This is a genomic window from Caldivirga maquilingensis IC-167 (assembly GCF_000018305.1).
Classification (GTDB): Archaea; Thermoproteota; Thermoprotei; order Thermoproteales; family Thermocladiaceae; genus Caldivirga; species Caldivirga maquilingensis.
The window spans coordinates 686397-699594 of record NC_009954.1; the positions used below are offsets into that span (position 1 = coordinate 686397).

Below are 13198 nucleotides of genomic sequence, written 5' to 3' on the forward strand. Positions count from 1 at the left end.
AAGCCTAGTGGTAACTGTTAAATACTGGAGTATTGCCTTAACAAGGATGTTTAACCCCAATGAGGTTAAGAGGATGCTTAAGAGAATGGGGATTAACGTTAACGTTAAGGATGTTGATGCTGTTAAGGTAGTGGTGGAGTTGAGGGATGGCAGTAGCTTGGAGTTAAGTAACCCAACAGTGGTGCTTCTTGAAATGCCGGGTGGTGTTTTACTTTACCAGGTTCAGGTTGATAAGAGGGATGTTAAGACTAATCAACCACAGGCGCCGCCGAGGATTGTGGTTAAGGCTCAATCACCTAAGTACAGTGAGGATGACATTAGGCTTGTTATGGATCAGACAGGGGTAAGTAGGGATGAGGCCATTAAGGCCCTTGAGGAGGCTAATGGTGACTTAGCCGAGGCAATACTGAAACTGCAGAAGTCGGGTCATCACCCTTAATTAATACGCATTAGTGCCTAACTTGGCGAAGCGGCATTGATTACGTAGTGGGCATTCAATACACCTCGGTGTCTCCTTAAGGCACCACTCCTTCCCAGTGGTCACCACACCAGCGTGGAAGAGCTTATACTCATATAGTCCCCTGGGCAGTAGCTTCATTAATGTAAGCCTCCAATCCTCGTAACCACCCCCCAGGTAACCGTAAATCCTCTTAATTACCCTGATGGTGTATGTTGAGATGGGTATTGTTACCCTATTTAGGGCGAAGAGCATTATTGAGTCAGCTGTCTCGTAGCCGACACCATCCATTGATAGTAGCATTACCCTAACCTCATCGTCACTAAGCTTACTTAAAGCCCTTAACCCACCCATTGATGTAATAGTCCTGGCAATCCTCACTAATCTACTAGCCTTAGTGAACCTGAAGTTAACCCCACTCAGTGCATTGGCTAAATCCAGTGGATTAAGCTCAGCAATAGTCTTAAGTGTGTTTAACCCACCTTGCCTAAGCTTAGCCATGACTTCACTAACCCTCTCCCACTTAGTCTGCTGAACCAGTATGGCTGATATAATAACCTCCTCGGGACTTAAGGCGCCACCCCACCACTTGGGTGATTCTGGTTCACTAATAAACCACCCATTTTCACTAAGCTTCTCACTAATTTCCTCAAACACCTTAAGTAAATCCCTAATATTCTCCATATGCTCCAGTCCCCACGTAGTGGGGGACTTAACATTTATTCACCATTCAGTAATCACGCGTATTAACGCCTCCTCTTCATTCAATTCTAGGTGGTTTAATGTAATGCTCTAAGTAATCCGGTATAGCCTTCTGTTTAGCCACCTCCCTCATAACCAGGGCGCTTGGCCTAAAATACCTCCTCTTGGTTGCATAGTCAACGTAAACTAGGCCGAACCTCATCCTATATCCTGCAGCCCACTCCAAGTTATCTATTAGGTTCCAGTGGAAGTACCCTCTAACATCCACCCCCTCCTCCATGGCCCTGTGAATTTGATACAGGTGCGATACTATGAACCATGACCTCCACTTATCATGCTCATCAGCTATACCGTTCTCAGTGATGTACATGGGCATCCTATACCTCCTCCATAGGTCCATTAAGACATTGTAAACACCCTCAGGGTATATTTCCCAGCCGAAGTCACTGCATGGTCTCCTATCATTAGATACGCCTCCAGGTTCACAGGAGTAGCCGAATCCATCCACCACGGCTACTGATGCCCGACCAGCATCCTGCCTCCTCCTCAATACGGCCCTAGTGTAGTAGTTTACCCCAATCCAGTCAAGCCTACCCTTCAAGTCATCCCTAGTAACCCCCATTAATTCACCCTTAATTGGAGCGTCGAAGAATGAGTAGTCAAGTCCCTTAGCCTCCTTAACAGCCTCCTCATCACCCTGCCTAAGCGGCTGATAGTCTGCGAAGGAGTAGACTAGGCCCACTGGTTTCCTTGAGTAGGCTTTAATGGCGTCGTAGGCTCTGGCATGAGCCTCAATTAAATGCTTACCCGCAGTGGCTAGGGAGTTTAAGTCCAGGTAACCTGGTGGGAAGCCTGACTTAACGTAAAGGTAACCCTCAGTTATCACTACCCCAGGTTCATTCATCGTATACCACATGTCAGCTAAGTCACCTAACTCATGGGCTATGAAGGCTGCGAACTTAGTGAACTCAATAACGGATCTCTTATCAAGCCAACCGGAGGGGGCTCTATCAGGTCCATTCTTCCTAACGGCTATTGGGTCATGAAGCCACGTAGGCATAGCCCAGTGGTAAAGGTTAATCACCAGTAAACCACCCCTCTCCTTCCAATCACTTAAAATCCCCCTATAGTGATTAACAGCATTTAAGTCAGCTAGCCTGCGTAACTCCTCTAATGCTGATTCATTAACCTCAACGTCAACCACGTTACCTCCATCATCCTCATCAACCTTAACCTTAACGTCAAAGGTCGGCTTAGGGAACACCCTAGCCCACTCAATAGTTATCCATGCTGCATCAAGCCCAAGATCCCTAGCTATTGAGTGGTCCTGCTTATACAAGTCCCAGTAACCTGGCCCATGTTCAGGTAAATCACCGCTAACTAAGCCCGAAGCAATGTTCTCAGGGTCATGAAGCCACACATACCAGTCACTTACGAATTCAGAACCAGGGGTACCCATCTCATGCTGAGTACCCACTGTGGAGAAGCCGAATCTGAAGTCGCTTGGGAACTTAATCATAGGTTTAATTAACGCTTTGAGTTTAATAATGTTTCTATAAATAAGTCATAGTGTTAAATAAATTAATTATATAGTTACTTAATTCACACTAAGCCATTGGTTTACTGCTTGTGGATGCGTGATGGATTTAGGCTTTTCCATCACTGGTTTCAGTGCAGGTTACTTGAGGTAACCCTGAATACCCTGCAGTGAAGAATGAGGATAGGGAGTAAAGGAGCCCACAGCACGTGCATTGGGTTTAATTTAAAAGCGTGTTCATGAGGGACTGGTTAATGAGGGAATTAATAGTACTAATTGATAATGTGTCCAGTGTGGCTAGGGTTGTGGAATTCGCTAAGGTGGCTTACGGCTTTGGTGTGAAGAACCTAGTGTTAACTCACGTTTACGGTTCAGCAGCACAACAGGGTGTGCCGGAGGCTTTTAAGATAGCGTTAAAGTACTCATCAAGCCTAGTAGTACTGCCAACTATTAAGGATGCGGTGGACTTATTTAAACCCGATAACATACTGGTAATTAGGAGACCTGGGCCGCAGGTTAAGCCATTAACCGAGTTCATGAACATTAATGGAAGGGTAATGCTTGCAGTGGATGGTTCAGATCAAGACATTAGGATTGAGGGAAGTAACGTTAACTACGTAACATCCATTACACGCGATGTAGGTAACCTAGGCCAGCTTGCAATAGCCTTATGCCTACTAATGAGTGAATGCCCATCATTTACCTGAGGATATAGTAAATTAAAGACATTTTGAAAACCATATCTTGGCACTAACCTAAGTATCACTGGCTCTAAACAAAAAATTGTAAATAAAAATTTGATTTTTAACTTTTAATTCTTTGCTTTTCTCATCTTCTCCTCAACGCTATTATTGCTGCTACTGCTGCTATTACGATTACTATGATTACTATTCCTGCTATTAATGCTGTTGATACCACTGGTTTTGTGACTGTTACGGTGCTTACTGCTGTGGTTGTTGCTGTGCTAGTCACTGTTGATACTGCAGTGGTTGTAACAGTACTCACCACTGTACTAACTGCCGTAGTAGTCACAGTGCTTGTAGTAGTTGAAGTAGTTGCTGATGTAGTCACTGGGGTAGTTGTTGTAGTTGATGTCGTGGTCGTTGAAGTAGTCGTCGTGGTGGTTGTTGTAGTAGTACTTGTGGTTATTATTGATGGAACATACTCTGAGGTTATGTTGAAGTACTGGGCTAGACAATACCTTAACTGGTTTAGGTCTGTTAAGTAACTTGGTGTTAAGCCTAGGAATTCCGCGTAATCAGGGTGCTTGATCCATAGGCTACCGTTAACCATGGCCTCAATCAATGGGGGTACTGCACCAGCTGGGGCGCCACTACCCCAGAAGGCCTCCCATACTGGGGAGCTAATGACCTGATAGTAATAAGCCTCAGCACCGATTATGTATGAGTTATCTGATGGCATTAACTCAATCCTAAGCCACGGTGGTATGTATTTCTCGCACATGGGGTTAGGCACATTGTAAGCCCAGGTGATTAAGTAATTCTTAGGACCAATGTTAACCTCAGCCCTCTTCCAACCAACGGGCACTATTGGAACATAGTAATCATACCAGGCGAATAGAACCTTAAGCAATTCATTATACTGGTGAGTACCTGGTGTTGCGGCATCATATAGCGTGAACCAGTTGGTTAAGTTAATGTACCCAAGAGTTGAGTTAATGCACCAGACTACAGTACCATTGGCAGGTACTAGGCTACTATTGGCTGAGGGTGGAAGATGTATTACCACTGGTGTGCATGTTCCATTAGGCCACTGGAATGGCCAAGTATAAATCCCCAATTCAGTAACCCATGGTATCCACTCTAATGGTCCCTGGAATGCTAGGCCGGTTGGATCATAGTACCCTCTACCGTAACTCGACAACGTATTGGCGACCTCAAATTGAGCACTTGGGAATATGCTGCTCCAGTATGTGCCAGTATCTAAAGCCAATACCTTAGTGGGTATGCCAAATAAGCTTAATTGGGTTGCCCAGCCTTCTGTTATGGTGGCCCAATCAGTGAAGCCTGAAGGTGTAATTACGGTTAATGTTAATGGTGTACCATTAGGCAGGTACCATTGGTTACCCTTCTTATACATGCCAATGCTTTCAAGTAACTCAGCGGCTTTAGTGGTATTGTAACTGCATGGTATTATGAACTGCTTAACGCTGGGTGGGTATGTATCAATAGTGGTTGGGAATACTGGCGCGGGATAGTAAGATGGATAATATGTACCAATACCCCATACTGCAATTGCGGCTGTTAAGTTAACAGCATAGCATAGTGCCTTTCTGAACTGGGTTGTGTTGAATGGGTAACCGCCAAGTGGATTAATTGCCATGCCTAATTCCCCAAATTCCTCAACCATGTAGGCCAGTAACCCAGACTTATTAACTACCCCAATCTGCGCCAGTGAAAGAGCCACGGACGACCACGTGGCCTTACCTGATAATAAGCCTGTTAATGCCTGTGTATTACCGAGAACTTGAACATAATCAATTACTGGGTAATACTGCCAATCCTCGTATGGGAATATATTATACCATTGCCTCAATATGTTAGGTGGCTCAAGCTGTGTAACGAATGTGGCTGTTCCTGGGTAGAAGGCCACGAAGTAGTATGGTGCAAGTGACCAGCATGGTGGATTCCACGTGGTTACATTATTAGGGCCATAAACTGTTAAGGCGTACGTGGAGTTCATGGTCTTCAAGGCCTTAACAACAGGTTCCCAGTAAGGCCATGGTGTAGTTATGGGTTCAGTCAGCATGAATAATATGGTTGTTGGACTCCATGCTGTTAATTGAATGGATAATGTGTAGTTATTAATAACCCTTATACCATCAGCATTAACATATGGATACCACCAGTCAAATGCCTTAACCCCAATGTAGAATTCAGCGTAAACATCCCAAGCTGTGAAAGGCATTGTGGCTGAGCCATTAAACCAAACTAAGCCCCTACGTAAATGAATTATAATTGTATCATTCTGGGGGAATAATGTCCAATTACTGGCTAGGACAGGCCACCATTGACCATTATAAGTATTGTAGTAGGCTAATGACTCCCATGCATTAATAAATGACCAAAGAGCCTTAGGATTCCATATATTGCATATGGGTGTACCTGGGGGTACTGTTAACGTACCGTAGGAGTTCCAGTAAATTATCGTGTACCCGCTTGAGGCGTATGCGATGTTTAACGCTATTAGAACCATTACTGATGCTACTATTAATAGTACATATGTCTTATGTATTCTCATTCACTCCACCACTTATCCCTAGTTATGGATCTTAATAAGTGTTTTTCTAAGTAGGATTTGAGTAAGTATATTTATTATTAATAGTGCTATATAATGCTATGATTAATGGGCTTAATGCTTATTAAGTAGCTGCGGCTACCTTAATATGGCTCAATCGGAGAGGATTAGTAGGGATTACTTCGCCAAGTTGGATTTAAGGGTTGGTAAGGTTATTGAGGCTCAGAGGATTGAGGGTAGTAGGAAGTTGATTAAGCTTATTGTTGACTTGGGTGTCGAGAAGAGGCAGATACTGGCCGGCTTAGCGGAGTATTATAAGCCTGAGGAGTTGGTGGGTAGGTTCATTGTGGTTGTCGCCAACATGGAGCCTAGGGTTATGCTTGGTCTTGAGAGTCAAGGCATGCTACTGGCTACATGCGGTGAGAAGGGTAAGCCCCTCCTATTAACAGTACAGGATGCTGATGATTCAAGGATTGGGGAGAAAGTGTGCTAGTATGCGTATAGCCGTAGTTGGCTGTGGGGGTTTCGGTAACGTTCACCTTAATGCGCTTAGGGAGTTGAATAGAAGTGACTTGGAGGTTTACGTTTTCAGTAGGAGTAGGGAGAAGGCTGAGGAGTGTGCTAGAAGGTATTCTGCATCAGGCTACTTCACTAATTACGATGACGTGGTTAAGTCCAACGTGGATATTGTTGACTTAATAGTAAGCCATGATATGCATGCCCCAATGGCTATTAAGGCCATGGAAACAGGTAAGCATGTTATACTTGAGAAACCCATAGCAAGGACCATTGATGAGGCTAATGCAATAATTGAGGCTTCAAGGAGGCTTAAGGTTAAGTTCATGGTTGCTGAGAACTTTTACTTTGATCCAGCTGTCTGGAAGGCCGTTGAGTTGATTAAGGAGATAGGCCAAGTGCATACTATAATAATTAGGTCAACACACTACGGTAAACCTGGTGGTTGGAGGAGGGTTAAGGAATTAATGGGTGGTGGAGCATTCATTGATGGAGGAATACACTTCGTGGATACCCTACTGAACATTGGCGGTGAGTACAATCACGCCTGTGGTTTATCATACAGGACCATTAGTGGAATTGAGGGTGAGGACACTACGATAGGGCTCTTTAGGTTTAGGAATGGGGCTAGGGGTTTAATAATGTATAGTTGGGGGATGATGCATTCACTCAATGTACCATCCATTGAGGTTTACGGTGAGGGAGGTAGTATTATCGAGGATCCCTCAACAAGGAGGATTAACGTGAACTACGGTAGGGTTTACGGTGACCTATTGTTTAATGGTAAGGCCATTAACCTACCTAAGGTTAATGTGGTTAAGGCTGAGCTTGAGGGGTTCATTAAGTCCATTGAGGAGGATAAACCCGTCCCAATGCCCCCTGAGGTTGCCCTTAGGGATCTTAAGGCTGTCCTTGAGGTTTACGGGAATCAATGCCTATGAGGCCTTAAGCCTAATTGACTCCCCGTACTTGGCTGCGCATTCACTGCAGGCAATAACCTTGAAATTCATTCCTATTAACTCATCATTAATTACAACAACCTTAGCCTCACTTGGTTTAATGGTCCTGAGACAGAAGAAGCACACTAATTCCTTGCTCCTAATGCTTCTGAATCCCCTTGCCCTACTCATTATTAACTAAGGAGTCTTGGATTAGCCTTATAAGGATTACTTAAGGATCTTATCTAAGGGCACGTCCTCCTCACTCCAGGTCTCAAGATCCCTAACCCTAACAACACCCTTCTCAACCTCCCTCCGGCCAATTATTATGAACTTCCTCGCCTTAATCCTAGCGGCGTACTCCAGGGCTGACCTTAGGCTTGGTTTACCCACGTCAACAATAACCCTTAACCCAATTTCCCTCAACTTCTCAGCAATCCTAACACCCATGCCGTAGTAACTACTCTCCATGGGGTACACGTAGTAATCCACTGGGGGAACACCACCCTGTTCCTCACTTAGAGCCAGCATCACCCTCTCAATACCTATGGCGAATCCAACGGCTGGCACATCCTCCCCTGAATAAACCTTAAGTAACTCATCATACCTCCCACCACCCCCCACGGCTAGCTTAATCTTATCGGTGTAGAGTTCGAAGACGAAGCCCGTGTAGTAGTCTAATCCTCTCACTATGCTTAAATCCAGGTAAACCCTATCCAACACACCATAATCCGTTAAGGCGTTGACGAGGGATTCAACATAGTTAATTAAATCATCACCCACACCTAATTCCCTTAATTCACCCGTCGAGTTAACTATCGGAGTCCTGGTGCTGGCTATTGCCACTAGGGACTCTGCCTTAGTCTTATCAATACCCTCCCTAATAAGTAGCTTAATTAACTCGTCATCAGTAACCTTACCCCTCTTGTCAAGTATCCTTAACACTGATTCCCTAGCAGTACTAATACTCATCTTATCCAGTAGTTGATCCATGATCCTCCTATCACTAACCTTCACAGTTAATTGAGGTAAGTTAACTGACTCAAGGGACTTCACCGCTAAGGCCAGCACCTCCGCATCGGATTGAACAGTGGGTGAGCCTACGTGCTCAACCCCAAATTGGTAAAACTCCCTAAACCTACCGAACTGTGGTTCATCATACCTCCAAACCTTTGAGACATAGTATAGTCTAATGGGCCTTGGGAAGTCACGCCTATATGATAGGACCCTAGCCACGGGCACAGTCATGTCGAATCTGAGGCCTAATTCCCTACCTGCCTTATCCTTAAGGTAATATATCTCGTTAATCACCTCCTCACCCGCCTTAGCCTTCAAAACCTCAAAGTGCTCGAGGGCAGGGGTCTCAATGGCGCTGTATCCGAAGGACTCAGCAACCCTGGATAACTTAGAGGCTACAGTGATTAGTGAGTAATACTTATCCGGTGTCCAATCATTCATACCCCTTGGTGGTTGAAGCAACCAATCCTCCACATGCCTCTTAGATGCACGCATTAAAAAACATAACCTTAATAGTAATACCCTTCCCTCTGGACTAGGGTCATTGAGTGTGCTTACTATTACCTTAAATTATGAAGCCTAATTACACCCAATGTTATTCAGCCTTCCCAAACATACTCAACAACCAGAATAATATTGGCGAGACAATACTCCTTACCTTGATACAAAACGCCATGGTTTTAATCAGAGTAAAGTGGTATGGGAATGGTAATTCATAGGTATAGGGTATTAATTCCTATGAAAGCTAACGCGTAAGGTATCACTACATTAAGGCTAATTATAGTGAATCTTGAATCCAATGTTGGGTTAATGATATGGTAACGTTCTTTTACGTTGAAAGCATCATTTATTTAAGTCATGATTAAATTTAAATCAGGCATGGTTGAAAATACCTATCAATAATAGGAATCTTACTAGCCTCATCTTAAATTAAGTACTCTCTACTTTCACGATACTGGCGGCCTTCCTAACTTTTTCAATAGCCTCCTCCACTGTTGAGCCCGTTGCCAAAATAACACCCATCCTCCTCCCCCTGTATGAGTTTGGTTTACCAAATAACCTAACCTGAACTCCAGGTATGGTTAAAGCCTCATTAATGCCGATGTAACGAGGGGCCCAGGCTTCATTATCAGCCAGTATTACGTGTGCAGCAGCTGGTGTAGTAACCTTAACCTGAGGAGTGGGTAGGCCTAATGCGCTCCTTACGTGAACCTGGAATTCATTAATATCAGTACTGGCAAGCGTCACTAAACCAGTATCATGGGGTCTTGGGGCAACCTCACTGAAGAGTACTCTGCCATCCCTAGTTATTATAATCTCCACCCCAAATATACCTAAGCCTCCTAATTCATTAACCATCCTCACTGCATAATCCTCAGCGGTCTTAATTATATTACCACTAACACTTGATGGATGCCATGACTCAACATAGTGAAACACACCCCTAGGCCTCTGATGCTCAATCGGTGGTATAACAGCTGTCACCGTACTGCCTTCACTCGGGTACCTGTACGTTAATACCGTTAACTCCTTATCCACGTCAACGTACTCCTCAACAATAACCCTCCTACTACTCCCTCTAGCATGCTTAATGGCTTCATTAAACTTGGATTCAACATCACTGGGGTTAACTACAACTTCGTGACCATGGCCGCTGGAGCTCATTTCAGGCTTAATAAGGCAGGGGTAACCAACATCACTACAAGCTCTCCTAGCCTCCCCAGGGTCATTGGCTACGGCATACCTAGTTGTGGGTAATTTAAGCCGTTCCGAGGCCAGTAGCCTTAATTCAATCCTATTCATGCATATTTTAACGGCATTGGCGTTCGGGATTATTCTAAACCCCTCATTCTCAAGGTCAATTAAGGCATCTGTGTTAATTGCCTCAATCTCAGTAACCACTGCATCCGGTTTCTCCCTCCTCACAATAGCCTTTAAGGCATCGCCATTAAGCATATCAATTACGTAACTCCTATGGGCTACATGCATGGCTGGCGCCATGTCATACCTATCAACAACAATCACTTCAACACCCATGCGTTGAGCCTCAATGGCAATTTCCTTACCCAATTCACCACCACCAAGTATCATTATTCTCCTACCCCCCTCAAGCAATGGTGTGCCGAGCATCACCATCCCCTCCTGAGGCTTTCCCTTAAACTGACCCAAAGCCTTAAGCCACCTTTATCGAAACCCCTCGGTACCAATGTATCCTCAGCAGCCCTTTCAGGATGAGGCATTAACCCAACCACGTTACGGTTATTATTAGATACACCAGCCACATTGCCTAATGAACCGTTTGGGTTAAATCCACTGTACTTAAACACAATATTAATGCTGCTTAAGTCAACTGCATGAAACCTACCCTCCCCATGGGCTATGGGCATTGAGGCCACTGCACCAGGTTCATAATGTATCGTGAAGGGTGTTCTTGAGTCAATTACCTGAACCTTAACCCACCTTGCAATGAACCTAGGTGGATCATTAGGCAATAATACACCTGGCAGTAACCCAGCCTCCACCAGGGTTTGGAAGCCATTACATATACCGAGTATTGGCTTACCCTCCTCGGCAGCTTCCTTAACCTCATTAATAGTCTTACTCCTAGCTGCTATGGCTCCTGCCCTAAGCCAGTCACCGTAACTGAAGCCTCCGGGTAAGATTACTGCATCATAATTACTGTGCTTAAACTCGCTGTACCAGATGGACTCAGCCTTAACGTTAATCACGTTATTTAGGACATGGGTTACATCATTATCAGCATTAGTGCCTGGAAATTTAATAACCGCTACCGTCACCATACTCGACACCGAGGACTATTAGCTTATGGACGGTTGGGTTAAATATCCTGAGGTCCCTACATAGATTGGTCACTAGCTTGATAGCCTCCTCACCATCACTTGACTTAACAGTGAAACTGAGGTACTTGCCACTGGTAACCTTAACCACATAATCAACACCACTGGCTAACACCACATCCCTCAGTATTGTTTCACCCTCAGGGTCCCTTGAACCCTTAAGCACCACGGCTACGTGAACCTTATACAGGCCTATGGGTTTAATTGTGTTTCCCGCCTCCATAATATTAATTGATTAAAAGAATATTTAAACTTTTCCGATAATTAATTATCTTATTAAGTTAATTAATTTAATTACGAGTAATCATACACTGCAACATCCCTGCCAGGCACCCAGTCAATCCTAACCCTCCCCAATCCATGGCTCCTCCTCCACCTGTAAACCTCCCTGACTAATTCAGCGTCCCTAATCCTCCTCTCCATGAGGCTTGGTTCACCCACATCAACCCTATGTATCAGCTTCCAGTCACTGGACTTAACCAGTGAGATGCATTCCTCAGCCTTAGCATGAGCCTCACTGTAACTTGACCCAGTGGCCAGTATTTCAACGGCCCTAGAGCCCAGCGTCCTATACTCGCCATTAACGTACTCCACTGAGCCGAAGTAAAGCCCACACCCCAGTTTCTTAATGCCATTGAAGTCAATGCTAATCCTCCTCCCAGCGGCTAAGTCTCTTCTATGCGGGTAACCTAGGGGTGCTATCGCCTTGGCCACAGTGACCTCGTTGCTGAAGGAGTAATTGAATGATGGTAACCTCCCCTCCACTGCTGCTTCAATTAATTCAAGGAAATCCCCCCTCAATAGGGCTAGTGCATTTAAGGCCTCAGGGTCACCTAACCTACTGTAGTACTCTATGAGTGTTGGCCCATAGGATGTTAACATGAATTGACCTGAAAGCACACCCACGTACCTTAACCCAGTCTCCCTCTGTAGGGCATTGATAGTGCTCTTAACAATATTAACGCTCTCCCAGTACTCATCATCCCTTAGGAAGGGTAATCTAGCTCCTGGACCAGCCACACTACCCATGCCTCCGCATTCAGGTCCAATGTCGCCATCAAAGGCATGTGGGTGATCTTGAATGGGTGGTAGGGGAAGAATGTTTACTCCATCGGTTATCACTTGAACAGTGTACTCGACACCACTTACAGTCTCCTCAACAATAATTAAGTCTTCTACGTCACCGTACTTAAGCACATCATTAGCAGCATCAATTAATTGAGTCTCCTTAGCGTCATTAACTCCATCCCTTAAGTAAGCTTGGTTAACCCAGAAGACCCTAACACCCTTACCACCACTCTGCCTAGCCGGCTTAATAGCCACTGAGCCTGCGTTCTTAACGTACTCAATAGCCTCCTCCACGCTTCTAAACGCCCTATAGGCTATCCTACCTGGGATCCTATACCTCCACATCAACCACCTGGCGAAGGCCTTACTCTGCTCAATCCTAGCTAACCTACTTAATGCACCGAAGGTTGGTACACCCATTTCCACAGCCTTATCAGCAACACCAGCGAACTGTGGTTCCTCGGGTCCAATTACCACTAAGTCAGGGTTAATCACATTAATGGCCTTAACAACCCCCTCCTGGTTAAGTGGTCCAATTACCAGTGAGCCACCGGTGGATTCGACAATTCTCCTTATCCCAGGGTTAATATGGTTAACCAGGGCGCTGATTCTTGGTTCATTTACACTTCTTGATAAGGCTTCAGCAATAGCGTGTTCCCTTGCTCCATCCCCAACCAACAGTACTTTGCTTTTTATCATTAATAATAAAATAAGTTACCTATTTTTAAATTTAATTTTTAAATTATTAAGGTATGTTATTTAATGGTAATGAGGTTTTATGTTGAATTATTTACCATAAAAATTTAAAATACATGACGCATTAGTTAACGTTAATAATTAAATTAAA

Annotated in this window: 13 protein-coding genes; 4 read left to right on the forward strand and 9 right to left on the reverse strand. The window is 44.5% G+C overall.

Annotated elements, in window-relative coordinates; translation table 11 throughout:
* The first annotated feature begins 7 nt into the window (after window positions 1–7).
* Entirely contained in the window at window positions 8–439 is a 432-nt protein-coding gene (locus tag CMAQ_RS03310) for a nascent polypeptide-associated complex protein (protein ID WP_052290691.1), read from the forward strand.
* On the opposite strand, the gene CMAQ_RS03315 is transcribed toward CMAQ_RS03310, so the two are convergent.
* Together CMAQ_RS03315 and bgaS are read right to left on the reverse strand one after the other, a co-directional pair.
* Window positions 440–1141, reverse strand: a complete 702-nt coding sequence (locus CMAQ_RS03315) for an endonuclease III domain-containing protein (protein ID WP_012185711.1) — start codon at window positions 1139–1141, stop codon at window positions 440–442.
* 76 nt (window positions 1142–1217) lie between these two features.
* Entirely contained in the window at window positions 1218–2678 is a 1461-nt protein-coding gene (gene bgaS / locus CMAQ_RS03320; protein ID WP_012185712.1) for a beta-galactosidase BgaS, read from the reverse strand.
* A gap of 272 nt (window positions 2679–2950) precedes the next feature.
* On the opposite strand from bgaS, the gene CMAQ_RS03325 reads away from it, so the two are divergent.
* Window positions 2951–3403: a RecB-family nuclease gene (locus tag CMAQ_RS03325; protein ID WP_012185713.1), complete on the forward strand. Its 453-nt coding sequence runs from the start codon at window positions 2951–2953 to the stop codon at window positions 3401–3403.
* 121 nt (window positions 3404–3524) lie between these two features.
* On the opposite strand, the gene CMAQ_RS03330 is transcribed toward CMAQ_RS03325, so the two are convergent.
* Entirely contained in the window at window positions 3525–5957 is a 2433-nt protein-coding gene (locus CMAQ_RS03330; protein WP_012185714.1) for an ABC transporter substrate-binding protein, read from the reverse strand.
* A gap of 145 nt (window positions 5958–6102) precedes the next feature.
* Here CMAQ_RS03330 and metG point away from each other — a divergent pair, with 145 nt between their 5' ends.
* Both metG and CMAQ_RS03340 read left to right on the forward strand, forming a co-directional pair.
* The gene (gene metG / locus CMAQ_RS03335) at window positions 6103–6447 is read left to right on the forward strand and encodes a methionine--tRNA ligase subunit beta (protein ID WP_012185715.1); all 345 of its coding nucleotides are present in this window, start codon (window positions 6103–6105) and stop codon (window positions 6445–6447) included.
* A 1-nt stretch (window position 6448) separates the two neighbouring features.
* Entirely contained in the window at window positions 6449–7411 is a 963-nt protein-coding gene (locus CMAQ_RS03340; RefSeq protein ID WP_012185716.1) for a Gfo/Idh/MocA family protein, read from the forward strand.
* Here the strand turns inward: CMAQ_RS03340 and CMAQ_RS03345 are convergent.
* From CMAQ_RS03345 to purD, 6 genes are all read right to left on the reverse strand, one after another.
* The gene (locus CMAQ_RS03345) at window positions 7406–7600 is read right to left on the reverse strand and encodes a hypothetical protein (RefSeq protein WP_012185717.1); all 195 of its coding nucleotides are present in this window, start codon (window positions 7598–7600) and stop codon (window positions 7406–7408) included. The genes CMAQ_RS03340 and CMAQ_RS03345 overlap by 6 nt on opposite strands.
* Before the next feature lie 36 nt (window positions 7601–7636).
* Complete coding sequence (gene hisS / locus CMAQ_RS03350; protein WP_232203802.1) at window positions 7637–8899, reverse strand: histidine--tRNA ligase; 1263 nt, start codon at window positions 8897–8899, stop codon at window positions 7637–7639.
* Between the two features lie 456 nt (window positions 8900–9355).
* The gene (gene purT, locus CMAQ_RS03355) at window positions 9356–10558 is read right to left on the reverse strand and encodes a formate-dependent phosphoribosylglycinamide formyltransferase (RefSeq protein ID WP_156769927.1); all 1203 of its coding nucleotides are present in this window, start codon (window positions 10556–10558) and stop codon (window positions 9356–9358) included.
* Window positions 10555–11226, reverse strand: a complete 672-nt coding sequence (purQ, locus tag CMAQ_RS03360) for a phosphoribosylformylglycinamidine synthase subunit PurQ (protein ID WP_012185721.1) — start codon at window positions 11224–11226, stop codon at window positions 10555–10557. Before purQ ends, purT begins: the two co-directional genes overlap by 4 nt.
* Entirely contained in the window at window positions 11204–11506 is a 303-nt protein-coding gene (locus CMAQ_RS03365) for a phosphoribosylformylglycinamidine synthase subunit PurS (RefSeq protein WP_012185722.1), read from the reverse strand. Before CMAQ_RS03365 ends, purQ begins: the two co-directional genes overlap by 23 nt.
* 71 nt (window positions 11507–11577) lie before the next feature.
* Window positions 11578–13050, reverse strand: a complete 1473-nt coding sequence (gene purD / locus CMAQ_RS03370) for a phosphoribosylamine--glycine ligase (protein WP_012185723.1) — start codon at window positions 13048–13050, stop codon at window positions 11578–11580.
* Between the last annotated feature and the right edge of the window lie 148 nt (window positions 13051–13198).